Origin of the sequence: Evansella sp. AB-P1 (assembly GCF_029688925.1) — a bacterium.
In the GTDB taxonomy this organism is placed as follows: domain Bacteria; phylum Bacillota; class Bacilli; order Bacillales; family Salisediminibacteriaceae; genus Evansella.
Map to the genome: position 1 here is coordinate 1 of NZ_JARUKY010000023.1, position 17,934 is coordinate 17,934.

Annotated in this window: 21 protein-coding genes and 1 pseudogene; 10 read left to right on the forward strand and 12 right to left on the reverse strand. The window is 34.9% G+C overall.

The features are described 5' to 3' along the window. Positions 1-76 precede the first annotated feature (76 nt). The gene (locus QA612_RS19170) at positions 77-1,363 is read right to left on the reverse strand and encodes a glycoside hydrolase family 18 protein (RefSeq protein ID WP_278285443.1); all 1,287 of its coding nucleotides are present in this window, start codon (positions 1,361-1,363) and stop codon (positions 77-79) included. A gap of 182 nt (positions 1,364-1,545) precedes the next feature. Between QA612_RS19170 and QA612_RS19175 the strand changes: the two genes are divergently transcribed. Next, a complete protein-coding gene (locus QA612_RS19175; RefSeq protein ID WP_278285444.1) occupies positions 1,546-2,205 on the forward strand; it encodes a TVP38/TMEM64 family protein in 660 nt (219 codons plus the stop codon). Between the two features lie 12 nt (positions 2,206-2,217). Here the strand turns inward: QA612_RS19175 and QA612_RS19180 are convergent, their stop codons facing one another. Next, the gene (locus tag QA612_RS19180) at positions 2,218-2,700 is read right to left on the reverse strand and encodes a VanZ family protein (RefSeq protein ID WP_278285445.1); all 483 of its coding nucleotides are present in this window, start codon (positions 2,698-2,700) and stop codon (positions 2,218-2,220) included. A gap of 304 nt (positions 2,701-3,004) precedes the next feature. Between QA612_RS19180 and QA612_RS19185 the strand changes: the two are divergent. Next, positions 3,005-3,490, forward strand: a pseudogene (locus QA612_RS19185) (HD domain-containing protein); the annotation flags it as partial. A gap of 70 nt (positions 3,491-3,560) precedes the next feature. Beyond that, complete coding sequence (locus QA612_RS19190; RefSeq protein WP_278285501.1) at positions 3,561-4,196, forward strand: HAD family hydrolase; 636 nt, start codon at positions 3,561-3,563, stop codon at positions 4,194-4,196. A gap of 203 nt (positions 4,197-4,399) precedes the next feature. Here QA612_RS19190 and QA612_RS19195 read toward each other — a convergent pair whose 3' ends face one another. Further along, complete coding sequence (locus tag QA612_RS19195) at positions 4,400-4,648, reverse strand: hypothetical protein (protein ID WP_278285446.1); 249 nt, start codon at positions 4,646-4,648, stop codon at positions 4,400-4,402. A 28-nt stretch (positions 4,649-4,676) separates the two neighbouring features. Beyond that, positions 4,677-5,000: an ArsR/SmtB family transcription factor gene (locus QA612_RS19200; RefSeq protein WP_278285447.1), complete on the reverse strand. Its 324-nt coding sequence runs from the start codon at positions 4,998-5,000 to the stop codon at positions 4,677-4,679. Between the two features lie 242 nt (positions 5,001-5,242). Between QA612_RS19200 and QA612_RS19205 the strand changes: the two genes are divergently transcribed. The 3 genes from QA612_RS19205 (at position 5,243) to QA612_RS19215 (ending at position 6,575) form a co-directional block, all read left to right on the forward strand. Beyond that, positions 5,243-5,794, forward strand: coding sequence for a VanZ family protein (locus QA612_RS19205; RefSeq protein WP_278285448.1), 552 nt, complete (start codon positions 5,243-5,245; stop codon positions 5,792-5,794). Positions 5,795-5,949: 155 nt separating this feature from the next. After that, positions 5,950-6,195 carry a hypothetical protein gene (locus QA612_RS19210; RefSeq protein WP_278285449.1) on the forward strand — a complete coding sequence of 82 codons (246 nt, stop codon included), beginning with the start codon at positions 5,950-5,952 and terminating at the stop codon, positions 6,193-6,195. Continuing rightward, entirely contained in the window at positions 6,195-6,575 is a 381-nt protein-coding gene (locus tag QA612_RS19215) for a retropepsin-like aspartic protease (protein ID WP_278285450.1), read from the forward strand. The genes QA612_RS19210 and QA612_RS19215 overlap by 1 nt, the downstream gene beginning before the upstream one ends. A gap of 211 nt (positions 6,576-6,786) precedes the next feature. Here QA612_RS19215 and QA612_RS19220 read toward each other — a convergent pair whose 3' ends face one another. The 3 genes from QA612_RS19220 to QA612_RS19230 all read right to left on the reverse strand — a co-directional run bounded on the left by QA612_RS19220 (position 6,787) and on the right by QA612_RS19230 (position 7,357). Beyond that, positions 6,787-6,930, reverse strand: a complete 144-nt coding sequence (locus QA612_RS19220) for an acid-soluble spore protein N (RefSeq protein ID WP_278285451.1) — start codon at positions 6,928-6,930, stop codon at positions 6,787-6,789. Between the two features lie 74 nt (positions 6,931-7,004). Further along, positions 7,005-7,136, reverse strand: a complete 132-nt coding sequence (locus tag QA612_RS19225) for an FbpB family small basic protein (protein WP_278285452.1) — start codon at positions 7,134-7,136, stop codon at positions 7,005-7,007. An 89-nt stretch (positions 7,137-7,225) separates the two neighbouring features. Beyond that, on the reverse strand, positions 7,226-7,357 hold the full coding sequence (locus QA612_RS19230) for a hypothetical protein (RefSeq protein ID WP_278285453.1): 132 nt from the start codon (positions 7,355-7,357) through the stop codon (positions 7,226-7,228). A gap of 179 nt (positions 7,358-7,536) precedes the next feature. Here QA612_RS19230 and QA612_RS19235 point away from each other — a divergent pair, with 179 nt between their 5' ends. Then, positions 7,537-7,875, forward strand: a complete 339-nt coding sequence (locus QA612_RS19235; protein WP_278285454.1) for a hypothetical protein — start codon at positions 7,537-7,539, stop codon at positions 7,873-7,875. A gap of 143 nt (positions 7,876-8,018) precedes the next feature. On the opposite strand, the gene acnA is transcribed toward QA612_RS19235, so the two are convergent. Further along, positions 8,019-10,739, reverse strand: a complete 2,721-nt coding sequence (gene acnA / locus QA612_RS19240) for an aconitate hydratase AcnA (protein ID WP_278285455.1) — start codon at positions 10,737-10,739, stop codon at positions 8,019-8,021. A gap of 251 nt (positions 10,740-10,990) precedes the next feature. On the opposite strand from acnA, the gene sspO reads away from it, so the two are divergent. After that, on the forward strand, positions 10,991-11,140 hold the full coding sequence (sspO, locus tag QA612_RS19245) for a small acid-soluble spore protein O (RefSeq protein WP_278285456.1): 150 nt from the start codon (positions 10,991-10,993) through the stop codon (positions 11,138-11,140). 103 nt (positions 11,141-11,243) lie between these two features. On the opposite strand, the gene QA612_RS19250 is transcribed toward sspO, so the two are convergent. Further along, entirely contained in the window at positions 11,244-11,498 is a 255-nt protein-coding gene (locus QA612_RS19250) for a hypothetical protein (RefSeq protein WP_278285457.1), read from the reverse strand. A gap of 189 nt (positions 11,499-11,687) precedes the next feature. On the opposite strand from QA612_RS19250, the gene QA612_RS19255 reads away from it, so the two are divergent. Next, positions 11,688-11,825: a small acid-soluble spore protein P gene (locus QA612_RS19255; RefSeq protein WP_278285458.1), complete on the forward strand. Its 138-nt coding sequence runs from the start codon at positions 11,688-11,690 to the stop codon at positions 11,823-11,825. Between the two features lie 501 nt (positions 11,826-12,326). Here the strand turns inward: QA612_RS19255 and selA are convergent. Then, entirely contained in the window at positions 12,327-13,784 is a 1,458-nt protein-coding gene (selA, locus tag QA612_RS19260; RefSeq protein ID WP_278285459.1) for an L-seryl-tRNA(Sec) selenium transferase, read from the reverse strand. 406 nt (positions 13,785-14,190) lie between these two features. After that, entirely contained in the window at positions 14,191-14,430 is a 240-nt protein-coding gene (locus tag QA612_RS19265) for an Rdx family protein (protein ID WP_347568884.1), read from the reverse strand. 391 nt (positions 14,431-14,821) lie between these two features. Between QA612_RS19265 and selD the strand changes: the two genes are divergently transcribed. Continuing rightward, positions 14,822-15,865: a selenide, water dikinase SelD gene (selD, locus tag QA612_RS19270; protein ID WP_481804456.1), complete on the forward strand. Its 1,044-nt coding sequence runs from the start codon at positions 14,822-14,824 to the stop codon at positions 15,863-15,865. 80 nt (positions 15,866-15,945) lie between these two features. On the opposite strand, the gene selB is transcribed toward selD, so the two are convergent. Then, a complete protein-coding gene (selB, locus tag QA612_RS19275) occupies positions 15,946-17,844 on the reverse strand; it encodes a selenocysteine-specific translation elongation factor (protein WP_278285461.1) in 1,899 nt (632 codons plus the stop codon). Between the last annotated feature and the right edge of the window lie 90 nt (positions 17,845-17,934).

Below are 17,934 nucleotides of genomic sequence, written 5' to 3' on the forward strand. Positions count from 1 at the left end.
ACAAAAAAATAGTCCCATAATGAATGGAACTATTATAACTTGTATTATTAAACGTCATCTTTCCACTTAATATCGTCTAAAATTTCCTTATTTCAAACTGATCAGCTAGGAGCTGCCAATTTTGGGAGAATGGTAATCCTAATTTCCAGTAGCTGATGCCTCGTAAACCTAGCTCTTTTATTAAATCAAACTTCGCTTGAATACTTCTTGCATCTTCAAACCAAACCACATGCTCAGCACCATCATCATCCACATATTCAAAAAAAGGTGCTTGAGCTTCCATATCATATTGAATAGGAACATTTTCTGTAAAAGCAAGCTGTACAGCACGATTAGGACTTAAAGCGGCAGCATAGTCTCCACCAGGCTCATACGGTAATGTCCAGTCATAACCATATAAATTTTGACCCATCATAATTTTATTGGCAGGCATTTCTGATAACGCATATTCAATCACTTCGCGTACAGGTCCAATAGGTGAAACAGCCATTGGAGGACCTCCACTATAGCCCCATTCATACGTCATCAAAACAACAAAATCAACAATTTCACCGTGGGCACCATAATCATGTGCTTCATACCATTGCCCAGGCTGATCTGCACGAGTTTTTGGTGCTAAAGCTGTAGAAACTAAAAGATCTTCCTGATGTAGACGATTAACAGCCTTTTGTAAAAATTGATTATATCTTTCCCTATCTTCCACACGTAAATATTCAAAATCAAAATGGATGTCACGATAACCGATATTTTTTGCTGCTTCAACAACTTCATTTAACAATCTGTCTTGTGCGCCCTCATTAGTCAGGACTGCTGCTCCAACCTCGTCGCTAAATGCACCTTCTTCTAAGTTAGTAACCACCATCATTAGTCCAGCATTTACTTCTGTAGCTATAGTTGCAAAGTTATCTAATGGTGGTGCAGTCAAGGAGCCGTCTCGATTAAGTTGATAGCTAAATGGGGCGAGATAAGTTAAATAGGGTGCTCTTGATCGTGCAGAATTTATAAGCTGCTCTGTTACTTGACCTCCAATAGGTTCAACATAAGCATTTACTTCTGCTTCCGTTTTCGGTCGAGGAGGTATATATAAACGTAATCCAATATCAAGTGGTGCATCTAATGGTATTCGATTTGTCTCTGCTAGCTGCTGTGGAGGTATTCCAAACCGCTGTCCAATACTAAATAAGCTATCCCCCGGCTGGATCCAATAAAAGGATCCTACAATTGGAATAACAAGACTTTGACCAATAACAAGATTATTTGGATCAGGTATTTCATTTGCTTGAACTAAATCATCTATTGATACAGAATAAGCTTGTGAAATACCATAAGCTGTTTGTCCTGACTGAACAACATGAATTTGCATACATTCACTCCCTCACGATTCACATTTATCATTTAAGCTTACGCTGGTAAAACATGTCCCATGAGCATTTTTTTATAAAAAATCAATAAAGTGGCATGTATTGTCCATCATTGTTCTTTTTTCATTGAGTCTTCTATTGTAAAATAATAAAGTACGCATTGTGAGAAAAGGAGTAAACACCTATGTATCGAAAACTGATTGTTGTTATAACCGCAATTACCATTATTTTGTTATTATATTTTTATCATGAACCTCTCCTTCATTGGATACAGAATAATGAGCAAGATTATGTGGTTTTAACTTCTATAATTGCTACATTCATGTCATTATTTCCAGTAATTCCATATCCAATTGTAGGAGGCGTAATAGGGGCAGCCTATGGACCATGGTTAGGCGCATTCGTTATTTGGATAGGTTCAACGTTAGCATCAATTATTTTCTTTTCTATGATTCGCTACGGGGGGTTTCACAAATGGGGGACAAAAATACTTTTACGCTACACAGTAACAAAAAAAATTACCCTACTTTTTGAACGTAATGCTTTTATGAGTATTACCATCTTACGAATGATACCTGTCATTCCCTCTATTCTTATTAATGCTTATGCAGCGTTAAGTAGAGTATCATTTATTTCCTATTCCATTGCTTCAGGTTTAGGAAAGATCCCTGCCATGATATTATTTGCCCTGGTAGGTCATACAATTGTGACAGATCCATTGGAAATTATATACATGGTTCTAATCTACGTTGTATTTTTATCAATTGTATATAGTATTTATCGTATTTGGACGAGGAGAATTGACCATCAATTAATGCAAAAAAAACATCCTTCAAAAGCATAGAAGGATGTTTTTTTATATTATTCTTATTTTTCTGGATACGCGATACGTAAGGACTCCTATGAAAGCACCAGTTGTATTTAAAATAACATCATCAATATTTGCAACACGATACGTAAAAACAAACTGATTCACTTCTATTATTATGGAAAGACACATAGCTGCTACAGTAACAGGAATAATCTTAACAGGTTTCCGAATAAAATTAAATCTTTCTAAAAACAACGGAAAGAGTAAACCAAATGGAATAAATAAAAGTATGTTTCCAATTAAAATAGTAAAAATCATATACCAATCTCTAAATATAGATATTCTATATATTGTTAAAAATGGATCTAAGTTATAATTTCTTCCACCTGGACCGAGTGGCCCTAAAGAGGCCCCATGATTCCACGCAAAAAATGTAATATATATTAATACAATCATGTAAATAAAAAATAGCATAGATGAAACTGGAAAAGGTGATTTATGTTTTACTTTTTTCCCTTTTACATTCAAGATTGTTTACACCTCAAATCATGTATTAAATTTATCCTTTGTCCAATTTCTATTATCATATGATTACTATAAGAAAACAAGTCTAGATACTTTACATATTTTTATTTTATTGAATCACAGTGTTAGTGTTTAATGTTGATATTTACAATCACCCGAACTTTCGTTCTATAATGGTGGCAAAACACGGAAAAAGAAGGTGTAATCAGTGAAAGTTATAGATATTATTAAAGCCATTCAAGTAAGGGCATGGTTATTTATCAATTCAAATCAGATGGAAAAATCCGTACTAAGGGCATTTAATATTGACTTAGGGTACAACGCAGCTTTATTACATGATATTGGTAGGTACAAAGGTTTTACTAAGTCTGTTATCCATTCATATGATGGTTATGTTTACATGAATGAACAAGGCTTTACTGGTAATGGGATAATATGTGTCACACATTCATTTCCGTGTAAAAACGAGAATATTGAAAATGCTGCTGAGTGGAACCTTGTTTCAAAATATATGTAGGAAAAATTGGTTGCAATCCTTAATGAAAATAAAGATTACGATATTTACAATAAAGTAATTACTCTATGTGATGCTCTTGCTGATGCTGAAGGCTTTACCACACTTGAAAAAAGACTGGTTTCTGTTGGGTTACGTCACGGTACAAATTCACATACCTCGTTACATTGGAAAGGCTTTTACTCCATTAAAAATGAATTGGAAAAGCAATTAAATAAAAGTATTTATAAATTACTTCCAAATGTAGAAGACTCAATTTATACAAATATAGAAGATTAACATTTTATAAATTCAGTAGTTAGTAATTTTTCTTTCGAAGGATATTTTATTGATAAAGGATGAGTTGGTTATTAAAGCGATACTTTTTGATTTTGATGGTACTCTTGCTGATACTTTGCCTGTTTGTTTTTACGCCTTTCAAGCCGTTTTTAAGGAGTACGATAATAGAGAGGTTACATCAGATGAAATAAAAGCTATGTTCGGACCATCTGAAACAGGAATCATCAAAGAAAATTTAAGGAACGAAAATATTGAAGAAGCAATCGAATTATACTATCAAAAATATAGTGAAAAACATACGGAACTAGTTATTGATAACAAGGAAATAAATAACTTACTTTCCTTACTAAAAAGAGAAGGATATAAGTTAGGAATAGTAAATGGTAAAGCAAAACGAAGCTTACTTATATCATTAAAAAGCCTGAATATGAATGATATATTTGATGTTATTATTACTGGTGATGACGTAGAAAATCCTAAACCCCACGCAGAAGGTGTAATCCAGGCATTAGAGAAGTTAGAAATAAAAAATAGTGAGGCAATTTTTCTTGGGGATAGTGATGCTGACATTACAGCAGGTAAGCAGGCAAAAGTCCATACAATAGGAGTACAGTGGTTGCCAAATTATCAAACCATTGAGTTTAGTGTTCAACCAAACCAAATGATAAATAACATAGAAGACTTTATTAAATCAATTTCTTATTGAACTATCGGGATCGATATTGGAACAAGCTGTTGCTGCTGTTGTATCAAACAGGGAGAATAGTTGTAGAAGTTATTGTTACTCTTATTGTAACTTAATTTATCTAGAATACGATGGAGTCCAATATAAAGGTTAAAACCAAGAAACATTCAATTATACAATGTTTCTTGGTTTTATAGTGTAAATTTAAGGTTGAATGTATCTATTTAATCTACTTCTTTTAGTCGATTTTCTATATATTTTAGCCTAGTATTTAACTCTTCCATAGTATTAATTTGTTGTTGTTGGAATGCTCGATTGTCTTTATCTAATTCCAAACGTCGTTCTGAACGTTTTTCCATTCTACGAACAATAAAAATTATATACATAGAAACCACAATTAATATAAAGATAGGTACTATGAGAAAGCCAAATACCATAAGTTGATTTACCATAGGTCCAGTATTTGTAAACATAGAATCTCCTTTCAAATAATTTTAGTCATTAGTCACCTTTTCTTTTTTTGGTTAAGCTACTCGATAACTGAGCGATAATTTGTTCGGTTAATTTAATTTCGAACGAATTTAATTCAAAAAATTTCATAGCTTTACCGTTCTTGGATATTTCATGATGTCCTATTAGCAAATTCGCCTCCTCTAACTTTTGTAAATGTAAGTAAAGTAAAGGTCTGCTAATGCCTAAATGTCTTGCCAGTTGACTTACATACTGTCTTTCTTGATACAAAATCGAAATAATTTGTAGACGGTATGGATTTGATAATGCTTCTAAAACCTTTAACAGTTCGTCACCAGTCATATTATCTTTCATATGTAATAATTTTATTACACGTGTATTAAAAAGTCAAATTAATATAAAAATTGTATTTAAATTGTATGACTAAGTAAAATTTAAATGTGATGTATTACACTTAAACAAGCGGAAGCGTTAGTAAAATTACGAGTTGCAATGTTGCAGCTCTTTTTTTGCCTACTAATTGGAAAATGATGTTAAACTAAGGGGAGAATAGTTTTACAAATTTTCACACTAAATGTAGAAAAGGGGATACGGAAATGGAGCAACTATGGAGAGCCTTTAGTGGTGTGATACCATTATTTCTGCTTATCATTCCTATCGTAATAATAATTGGTTGGTTTTTTTATCGAAGAGCTTTAAAAAAGGGAACTGAGCAGAAAGCTGCATTATTATTTTCAGTATTATATATTCTTTTTGCCCTTTCAATAATTGGAGTAATGATGGTAACTCTCATGCCTAGACCATTTATGGAGGGTAGAGCTCTTCAAATGGTTCCGTTTGGAAGTATTTTAGATGTTTTATTTAACTCTGTTCATTACACAGTGCCCATTAGATTGTTAGGTTTTAATATTATTTTATTCATCCCATTTGGCATACTTTTGGCTTTGATATTAAAATCGACATCCAAGGTAATTTTAAAAACAACCTTGCTAGGAATGGCGTTCTCGATAACGATTGAAATTTTACAGTTCCTACTTAACAGTGGAAGAACATCAAATATAGATGATGTAATTTTAAACACTTCAGGAGCATTCATAGGAGCTGTAATTGGATGTATTATAAGAAATAAAAGCAAAAACTTTTTATAGATTTCTTTTATACATAGGCAATATTAAAGGTTTGTGAAAATATATAGTTAAGCTAACGGGTGCTTAAACTGAATAAGAGGAAAGTTTAGTAATTGATAACTAATGAAAACAACCTCTTTATCAATTATAATTAAAGGAAAAGGAGGAATGCGAAGATGAAGTGGCAAGAAGTCAGAGAGTTATTCCCAAATCAATTTCTTCTAGTTTCAATTTTGGACTATCACGAAGAAGGAGATAAGAAAATTGTTGATGAAGTAGCACCAATACGTCCAATCGAAGACGAAGATGCTAATCAAGAGTTTTTTAAAGCCAAAGAAGGTACAGTTGTGTACCATACATCAAATGAAGAGTTTGTTATTCATATTCGCCGTGACCCCCTGATGAAAGTGAGACGAATTTAATGAAACTTTCATATGATGGACAACTTATAACAACTTCGTTAATTGTCACTTATCGTGGGAAATCTCTTAGAATTGATGATGTCATCGTTGATACTGGCTCATCGCATACTGTTATTTGTCCTGATATTTTAGAAATGATTGGGGTTACTTACGAGAATGGCGATGAAATCTACGAAGCATATGGAATTGGTGGGAGTGTACCATTCTATACAAAGGTAATGGATGAAATCAAAATTGATACGTTTTCTATAAAAGACTTTGAGTTAGATGTAGGAATGTTGCCTAAAGGACATAATGGTTTACTTGGCTTAGATGTATTAAAACAATATAAATTTATTGTAGATATGGATAAGTTAGAGTTATACTCTTCACCTTTGTAGATTAGATTTTTTCTAATCTTTTTTATGGGGAATTTGATTATCCAAAACTGTTCTTTGGAATTTGTGAACACTTTCACTTAAACTATCGGTGCGTTAGTGCAATAAGGAGAAACTACATTTTATCAAAAATCAACAACAACCACTAACTGAGCCTATTGAACATTTAAAAGCGCTTGGAATAATCATCCAAGCGCTTTAAGCTTTATCACCCTTATTTCCCTTTTGTCGGTACGTAATCTGGATGATCATTTCCTTTTGTATTCATCTTTTTACCTTTGTTTGAATCACTTTTACGTGGTTGCGTTCCTAACTTGTTTGGACGAAATTGCTGGAACTTTGTAAAATTTGAAGCCATAAATATCCCCTCCATACCTTTAATATTGCCAGGGGACTTGTAAGTATGACTAGTAAAAACTAGTCGTTCCTAACTTAAGATGGGAGACGATCCATATGTTTTTGATCTAGTCGTTGTTCAATTTTTTCTAGCTCTTTCGGGTTCTTCAATAATTCCTGTTTGTTTTCTTTTATCAATTCTTCAAAGCGCAATTTTCTCTTTGTCATTATTATTCACCTCTAAGCATTTACTTCCATTATTACCCTAGAGTGAACATATCCATACATAACAAGAAAATTTTTAGACTTTTACAAATTTAATCGTTTCTCATTTTTTTCACTTCATAATCAGCAAATGTCTCTAGTTCTGATGCATGATTCTTCTTTCCTTGTTCTTTTTTATTATTATTTCTTTGTGCATTTGCATTACCTTTTTTCTGACGTCCCATCGTTACACCTAGCTCCTTTCAAAAGTAATTTTAAACTATACTTATACCGTTATTATGTGTGTCGTTACTTTATCTATGTATCCTCTTTAATGAACGATATGATCATTTAACGTTTTATTTTTAATTTAAATACATACCCTATATAAAAATGAGAGAACGATGATAAGGAGAGTAAAAAGATGGGTATTATTAAACAAGTTAAAAACATATTTAATAAAGACTCTGAAAAAATGCACAAGCTCCATATTCGTGATTTAGTCATGTATATAACGGAGTATCAACAGAATAAGAAGAAAACGAAAACATTATTAGGTCTCACCTTTAACTTTTATGAAATAAACATTGGTTCAATCACACTCGAACTTGAAACAAAGGGAAGAAATGACGATTACGTGTTAGAATTATTAGTTCTTGAAAATGAAGAAGAAATTTTTTCTTATCGTTCCTATGAGGAAGGACAGTCACTTAAGGACAAATATGCAATACCTTATACGGTATACAATCAATTAATACAATAGGATCTGATAAGTGATAAGCTTCATTATTAATGTTTTGTTCCTCGATGGTTCAATTACTGTTGCTTTTCCGCAGGCAAATTTTATACTTTATCTTTTAAAAAAAGACCATCAAAAGCGATTCTTTTGATGGTCTTTTTGTTATATTATGCTTTAGCTTTGTTAAGGGCGTTACGAAGTACCATTTGAAGGATACCACCATGACGGTAGTAATCAATTTCAACTTCACTATCAAAACGTGCTAATACTTCAAATGTTGTTTCTTTTCCTGATTCTAAGTCTTTTGCAACTACTGTTACGTGATCTCGTGGCTGAATATCATTTGTTACTTTTACTTCAAATGACTCTTTACCAGTTAGACCTAGTGAATCAGCACTATCTCCATCTTTAAACTGAAGTGGAAGAACACCCATTAGCACAAGGTTACTTCTGTGAATTCTTTCGAAGCTTTGTGCAATAACTGTTTTAATACCAAGTAAGTTTGTTCCTTTTGCTGCCCAGTCACGGGAACTTCCCATACCGTAGTCATTACCAGCAAGAACCACTAGACCTGTTCCTTCTTCTTTATACTTCATACATGCATCATAAATTGCCATTGTTTCACCAGTTGGCCAGTAAGTAGTGTAGCCACCTTCTGTTCCTGGTGCTAATTGGTTTTTAATACGGATGTTAGCGAAAGTACCACGCATCATTACTTCATGGTTACCACGACGGGATCCGTAAGAGTTGAATTGAGCTGGCTTTAAGCCTTTCTCTATTAAATACTTACCTGCAGGACTGTCTTTTGCAATAGAACCTGCTGGAGAAATGTGGTCCGTCGTAACGGAATCACCGAATTTACCAACGGCACGTAATCCTGTTAGTTCTTTAACCTCTTCTGGTTGAGGAGAAAGGTTTTCAAAGAACGGTGGATTTTGAATATATGTGGAGTCTTCATCAAAATTATAAAGATCTCCATCAGGACTTTCTAAGTTGTTCCACTCTTCATTGTCATCAAATACTTTTTCATACTGCTTTTTAAATAATTCAGGAGCAACAGCTTTTTCCATTGATGCTTGAATTTCAGCATGTGATGGCCAGATATCCTTAAAGAATACATCGTTTCCATCTTTATCTTTCGCAATTGGATCATTGTTGAAATCAACATCCACAGATCCTGCTAATGCGTAAGCTACAACTAGTGGTGGTGAAGCTAAGTAGTTCGCCTTTACTAGTGGATGAATACGTCCTTCAAAGTTACGGTTACCACTTAATACAGATGTAACAGTTAAATCGTTTTCAGCAATTCCAGCTTCAATTTCTTCTGGAAGAGGCCCACTGTTACCAATACATGTTGTACATCCGTATCCTACTAGGTTAAATCCTAATTGATCTAAATATGGCATAAGTCCAGCAGCTTCTAAATACCCTGTAACAACCTTAGATCCTGGCGCTAAACTAGTTTTCACATATCCAGGAACCTCTAATCCCTTCTCAACAGCTTTCTTCGCTAATAGACCGGCACCGATCATAACGTAAGGGTTAGATGTATTTGTACAGCTCGTAATTGCAGCAATAACAACAGAGCCTGTTTCTAGTTTGGATTCTTTACCATTTGGATGTTTAACAGTCGCTTCCTTATCTACTTCTTCAGGAGATAAACCAAAACCTTGGTTTCCAACTGGCGCAGTTAATGCCTTTCTCCACTCATCCTTCATGTTAGAAAGAGGAATTAAATCTTGTGGACGCTTTGGACCAGAAAGGTTCGGTTCAATTATAGAAAGGTCAATTTCTACAACATCTGTAAATGTAGGATCTTCTTGTCCCGGTGTGTAGAACATACCGTTTGCTTTACTATATTCTTCAACTAAGTTTACAAGCTCTTCACTACGTCCTGTGAAGCGTAAGTAGTTTAACGTTTCATCATCGACTGGGAAGAAACCACAAGTTGCACCATATTCAGGAGCCATGTTTGATAGTGTTGCACGATCAGCTAATGTCATATCAGCAAGACCTGGCCCGAAGTACTCTACAAATTTCCCGACAACTTTCTTTTCACGCAAAATTTGCGTTACTTTTAAAGCTAAGTCAGTTGCTGTTGCACCTTCAGGTAAAGAACCTTTAAGTTTTACACCAATAACTTCTGGTACTGGGAAATAAGAAGGTTGTTGAAGCATTCCAGCTTCCGCTTCGATACCACCAACACCCCATCCAAGAACACCAAGACCGTTGATCATAGTAGTGTGAGAATCTGTACCTACTAATGAATCTGGGAAAGCGACAATTTCACCATCTTGTTCATTTTGTTGGACAACGTTTGCTAAGTATTCTAAGTTTACTTGGTGAACGATACCAGTTGCAGGTGGTACAGCTCTATAATTATCAAAAGATTTTTGTGCCCAGCTTAAAAATTTATAACGTTCTTCATTTCTTTCGAATTCTAATTCCATGTTTCGAAGAAGAGAGTCAGCTCCACCGAACTCATCTACTTGTACGGAGTGGTCAATAACTAAATCAACAGGAATCGCTGGGTTAACCTCATTAGCATCCCCACCTAAATCGGCCATTGCCTTTCTTAGAGAGGCAAGGTCTACTACAGCAGGAACACCTGTAAAGTCTTGTAAGATAACACGGGATGGTTTAAATGGAACATCAATATTTTTAACGTCTTTCGTGCCCCATTTAGCTAAATTCTCAACATGTTCTTCTTTAATTACTTTTCCGTCATATTGACGTAGGACTGATTCTAAAAGCACCTTAATAGAGAAAGGTAATTTGGCTACGTTACCAACACCCTTCTCCTCAATTGCTTTTAAATCATAGTAGCTGTAAGTTTTTCCATTTGCATTAAACGTACGTTTTGAATTATACAAAGATTCTTTTGACATATATGTATTCCCTCCTTCAATTACTATCATATACTAGATATTCGAAATTGTCTAAAACCTTTATTCGGAAATTTGTCACATTTCCTCACTTTTGTTAGACCACATTTATGTTAAAACAATTTCAAAAAAATATCTACTAATTTTACTCGATTTTTTAAATTGAATATTAAGTTTATTTTCGGTTATTTTGTTTTTCTCCTTCGCTTATAAAATCAATTTGACTGAACACACTAGTTACTGGAGGTGTTAGTATGACTAAAAAAAGAGCCAATCATATTCGACCAGGAATGAATGATGCTAAAGCCCAAGGACGAGGTGTAGGCTACGAAGAAGGTCAAGAAAATGATCCTTTAACTGCTGAAGAAAGACAATTCAATAAAAAAACGAAAAAACGTCAGTAAAATGCTTTAATTATGCGATAAATGTTAAAGAAGAAGAAAACCAAAATCAACAACTGATTTTGGTTTTTTCAATAAAAGCTAATTTTTGTGAAGATAGATAGACTTATTCCAAAAGCTGTTGTCTATACTTCGTTATTTCTTGAGAATATAAATCCAGCTGTCTTTTTTGATGTTCAGATGCAGTTACTTGTGCTTTTTGAATAACCTGTATTGCCTCATCTAATTCTTGTTCTGCTACTTTATGTTGATGGCCATAATCAGCATCTTCTTCATGAAGATTTTCAATTGCTTCCTGAAGCTGTACATATGCTTGTTGGGCTGCTTCAAATGATTGACGTTTATTCTTATGGTATGGCATTTTTCTCCCCCTAAAAATTTTATTCTCATAAATATCATTTATAGTTTTCATTTTTATATGAGGTTTATACATACCATTGTTTAAAATATTTAAATCATTTTATTAAAGAATGATTTCATCTGTGGTTGTAAAAAGTAAAGGAGAACGGTTTTTGTAAAGAAAAATATAATTTGGAAGGTGAAATAGAATATGACTGAAAAAAATACGTATAAAGATCAACGAAGAAATGCTCCTAAAGGGAAAAAGAGTGGACAACCTGAACCATTATCCGGATCCCACAAAGTTAAAAAGCGTAATCACGTCCCACAAACGGACGGAGAAGGATAAATTTTAAGGATGCTTAGAGTTAGTAAGTCGTAGTTGACCTGCTTTTGTTTAAACCAGGTCAACTACCCAGAACTTCTATCTTCCCGGAAAGCAGCTTCTATCCTATTTACGGGACAATAGGACCCTACTAGACGACTGCAAAGTTACAAAATCATAAGATGTTATTGCTGTGAAAGAGTATTTTCATTCCTCATAGTACAAATATCTACTGGCATGGGAAGTCTACCCTGAAAATAAGAACGGTTCAGTAGTGAAGGGTGACGACTCCAGTGGGATCAGCGCGAGTCGAAAATCCCCTAAAAGCTTACTGTGTAAGTTTTAGGAAGTTGAGGCCGTGCCCCACGGAAAGCTGTCGCCAGCAACGAATGAATACCCTTGTAATAATATTTTCATCCTCCATGGTGCAAGTATTCACTTGCATAGGCGGTCTCCCCTGAAAATAGAAACGGTTCAGTAGAGCAGGGCGACGACTCCAGTGGGAAAGCTCCACACTTCAGCACGTTAGTGCGAAGTATGGAGCTTTTTTGCCTGTTCATCTACTTCCAGAAAACTTGTGTGCAATAACGGTATTTCGTCAATAGCAATTGTGCGGAAATCAATAAAGACACTGTCCTCCACGACCCTTGTGATTACCGGTATAGATATCTTTCTGAACATTTTTTCTAGTTTCGATGTAGAAATCCCTTCATAGGTTATTTTTACACCAACAGAATCTTGTTCCACCGTTGGCATTGTTCCTCCCCCTACTTGAGAAGTTGCTTCTGTTACTTCTACCTTCCACAATGATGACAAATCAGGTAGCTTATCTAAAAATACATGCACCTTATTTTTTATTTCATCTTTTGTTTGTAATATATCCCTTATGGTTGGAATGTCACGGACATTTTCACCGTAAACATAAGATTGTAAAGTAGCTTCTAATGCTGCTAGTGTCATTTTATCCACACGGAGAACTCTTGCAAGAGGATGCTTTTTAAGCTTATCAATAATGGATTTTTTTCCAGCAATGATTCCTGCTTGAGGGCCCCCAAGAAGCTTATCCCCACTGAAGGATACAATATCTGCTCCATGCTTCAAAGCTTCTTTTACGACAGGTTCATCTCCTATTCCATCATGTTTAAATGGATAAAGAGAGCCACTACCTAAATCTTCATAAATAATGATAGAATTGGTACTAGTTTCATTTGACTCCATTACAGAGGATGCAATTTCTTTTAATTCTGCTGTGGAAACATCTTTTGTAAAACCAACAGTTTTAAAATTACTCGTATGCACTTTCATTAACATCCCTGTCTCAGGAGTAATAGCTTGTTCATAGTCATATGGATGTGTTTTATTAGTCGTCCCTACTTCAACAAGTGTTGCACCACTTTCTTCCATAATGGTAGACACTCGAAAAGAACCTCCAATTTCTACAAGTTCTCCTCTAGATACAATGACTTCTTTCCCTTTCCCTAAACATTTCAGTACAAGATATACTGCAGCTGCATTATTATTTACTACCATAGCAGCTTCACTGTTTGTTGCTTTCGCTAATAAATCTTGAATAATATCATGACGTGAACCACGTTTCCCTTCCGCTACATTGTACTCTAACGTACTGTAGTAACTAGAAGTTTCTACTACTCGCTTAATGGCCGCTTCGCTTAATCTAGCCCTGCCTAAATTAGTATGAAGGATCGTCCCTGTGCCATTTAAAACAGTTCGTAAGTTATATTCATAATAAGAATCTGATTTTTTTAGTAAATGATCGCAAACAAGTAAAATAAAATCATTTCGAGAATAATCGTTATATTTTTCGTTATCGTCAAGAATGTCTTTTCTTAATGTTGATAAACATTCCTTTATCCATCCCTTTACGATCAAATCAGGAATGTGTTTATTATGTAAAAGCTCTACATACACTTCTGTCTGCTGTATTTCATGTACTGCAGGTATATTTCGAATAAGTACCATCATCACTTCACTCCAAATCCATAAAATTCCATGCATGTTTTATCATTTTCTGTCCATCATAATAAGTGAAGAGGGGGTCAAGAGACTTCTTCTTCAAAAGAGAAGATACAGGATTTTGAAGGGTTTTCGTAAGTATCAACCTTGAGGGGTGGTTCGCTTGTACTCGTAACAGGCAACAAACACAGTCAAGGAAATGAAACAATACGAAATAATAAATGAGGTGTTTACAAAAGACAAACATCGACTTTACCCCATAGAAGGCCAGTATCTACTCTAAAGGGAAAGGTGGTCATTGCGACCACCTTTTTCTTTATATAGGCAATCAATTACTTCTAATAATTATATATTACACATAAATCAAATAGGAATAAACATCCAAAAAGAAAAGACTTTAGCATTTGCTAAAGTCTTATGTTAACGATTCCATTTTTTTAATAAACATATCTGGGTCTGGAAATTCACCAGTTTCCTTTTTGGAGTAAAGTTTTTCTCCATTCACAGTTACTTCAAAAACTCCACCTGAGCTCGGAATAAGATCCATGTTTGTTATTTCTCCACGGAAATGACTGAATAATTGTTCTGCGAAACTCGCAGCCTTTGGAGCATAGTTTCACTTCATGCAAAATTCTACTGTCATTTTATAGCTCATTTACAAAACCCCTTTATAGTGTAGTTAAAAAAGAAAATTGCTAATTTTATTCTAAGATAGGATTTGTTTTTTTTCAAAAAAAATGCTTATACTTAAAGGCAGAAGGTTTTTTACTTAGGCTGTTTTTGAATTAAGGTTAGTTTATTAAACAACGACGCCCCGCAGGAGTCTCGCCACCTTCAACTATCAACATTCTATTCAAGAAGCAGCACTTTGTTTATTAAGCCAAGCCTAAATAAAAAAGTTCCATTTACTTATCAGTTTGAACTATAAAAGATTCTAAAAATTAATTTTATTAATTGTTCTCAATCTTTATAATCTATTTTTTAGACAAATATAATTTCATTTTGTAATGTATTACTATAAGGAGGTATGTAGGATGGAAAATAACATGGAAAAGATTAAACTTACAGCCCTTTCAACAAAAGCTGGTTGAGGCTGCAAAATTGGTCCAAGTGACCTAGCGCAGGTACTGCGTTATTTACCTAAATCTAATAAAGACGAACGGCTTCTCGTTGGTCACGACACATCTGATGATGGTGGCGTTTATAAATTAACAGAAGACATTGCTCTCATTCAAACAGTCGATTACTTTACACCAATCGTTGATGACCCTTATATGTTTGGACAAATTGCTGCAGCAAATGCTCTTAGTGATGTTTACGCCATGGGCGGTGTTCCAAAAACAGTATTAAATATTGTGGGATTCCCTATTAAAAAGCTTCCACACGAAGTTTTAGCACAAATATTAAAGGGAGCTTCTGATAAGGTTGCAGAATCTGGTGCTGTCATTGCAGGGGGGCATTCCATTGATGACCAAGAACCAAAATTTGGATTAAGCGTAACAGGAATTGTACATCCTGATCGTATTTTAAAAAATGTAGGGGCACAGCCTGGTGATGTTCTTGTTCTAACGAAGCCAATTGGTGTCGGCATATTAACGACAGGAATAAAGAGAGACAAAACGTCAGCTGAGCAAGAGGAAGCTGTAACAAAAACAATGGCGGAATTAAATAATCTTGCTGGTGAAGCACTGGATGCTTTTCATCCGAATGCTGTAACAGATGTTACAGGCTTTGGATTAATGGGACATGCTCATGAAATGGCAAGTGGAAGCAATGTGACATTTGAAATTCAATATAATCACGTACCCCTTCTTGAAGGAACGAGGGAATTAGCCGTACAAGGTATAGTTCCAGGTGGAAGTAAAGCAAACCACCAATGGTTAATGGATAATGTAGAATATAGCGAAGCATTAGAGGAAGTAGATGAGCTAATTTTATGTGATGCCATTACATCTGGAGGATTACTCATAAGCTTACCAGAAGAAGAAGCACATGAATACGTGAATGAATTCAATAAAAAAGGGGAATTCAAAGCGTCTATTATCGGAAAAGTAACGGATAAAAAAGAAAAATCTATTTACGTATATTAATATCCATACCCTATCTAATTCGTTTAGGAAAAAATGAGCCAGAGACAATACTCTGAGCTCATTTTTTCTTATTCAACTATCTATTCAACAGGATTCTTTAACCATATTCGATCGTTCCCATCCCTCTTTGTTAACCCTATTACATCTAACCGTTCCATGAATGGAACTAAATATTTTCGTGTTAGATTTAACACGCCTTTTGCATCTTGAAGATTAAACCGTTCATCCGTTTTTTCATAGAGCCTTTTTACCCCATTATCAAATGCTTTTTTGGGCATGAGGTGCTTTTCATCAAGTTCAATCATTTCCCCATTCCGAATTAAAAAATGCCGAAGCTCATCTTGTAGGTCCTTAGGAATTCCAGCTTGATTAACACAATCTCCATATGGACTTACTTCTAATCCCTCTTTCTCAAGGGTAGAAACAGCTTGCTTCATCCGTTTTTCCCATTGCTGTGGAAAGCTAGGTAAAAAAGAGGCTAAAGCTATAAATTGACCACTTTTTTTAAACACCTCTCTTTTTACTCCTTCTTCTATTACATTTTCAGCTAGTGAAAGACCATATGTTAACACATCTTGTTTTAATTCTGCTTTATTTTTTCCTTCCCTCAGTGGGAATCTATCATGATATTCCCTTAACTCCTTTTGTAAAACTTGAACCATTTCTTCGAAGACGGAGGTTAATAGATAGCTTGAACCCAGTTTCATGAGCTCCTCTTTCGAAAGTAGATCGTCTACCACTCTATTTATTTCCTCCTCATTCATGCTTGTTTCTTGTTCTAGGTGCTCTATTGGTAAACCTTTATGTTTTTTTAATATGTCAACGACTCGTTCTGATGGTGTCCCTTCTTTTTTAAGTGAAAGCTTTTCAATCGTTTTTTCACCAAATTTATATTTTTCCCCATTTGGATCTATAACCACTCCACCACCGATCGTTTCCATGGGAGTTGGTCGACGTAAAATAAACCTATCGCCCCTCTTTGTCACAACCGGACTATCTAAACGGAGCTGACACAAAACACTTTTATCTTCCGTTAATTCATTACGATCAAAAAATACAATTTTACCGTACACTTCAGCTGTTCCAATATGTAGTTTAATATACCCCCGCTGCTTAAGTGGATAATTTAAACTATCCACCGTATCTAAAGAAACATCTATCGTTTCCGTCGTAGAATAGTATTGTGTTGAAACTAAAACGTCCCCCCGTTTCACCTCTTGTTTCGAAATGCCCCCTAAATTAATAGCAACTCGTTGACCAGCTCTCCCTGTAGTTTGAGGCTGATGATGAACCTGAAGCTGACGAGCTCTAACCTTTTTTTGCTGGGGAAGAAGCTCAAGAATTTCTCCTTCCTGTACTACTCCTTCATAAACGGTTCCCCTTACAACGGTCCCCTGTCCATGGACCGTAAACACTTGATCAATAGGTAACCGAAATGCCCCCTTCGCATCTCTCATAGGAACATCTGATAAATAGCTTCGAATCCGATCCTTTAATTCAGGAATACCTTTTTTTGACAAACTATCAACAAAGAGTAGATCTGCTCCCTCAAAAAAGGTTCCTTCCACTTGATCAGAAATATCTGCTTCTATTAACTCCTTCATATCCTCATCCACTTGATCCATTTTCGTTACGACAATCAAGCCTTTTTGTATACCTAATAGCCGTAAAATATCTAAATGCTCCACAGTTTGAGGCATGACCCCTTCATCTGCAGCAACTACTAAAAGAACGAGGTCGATACCAGCAACGCCTGCAATCATTTGTCTTATAAATTTCTCATGCCCAGGTACATCAATAATGGATACTTGAGACTCTTCATCTAAAATTAATGGAGCATACCCTAATTCTATAGATATAGCCCTTTCCCTCTCCTCTTTCAGTCTATCTGTATCTATATTCGTTAATGCTTTCGTTAAGGTTGTTTTCCCATGGTCAATGTGACCAGCCATCCCAATTGTATAAAAGCGTTCAACCAAAATAATCCCCCACAATCCAAATAGTTCTACACTTTATGATTTTATTTTATCATATTAAGAAGCAAATTCCCTCCATGTGAGCTATGGCTT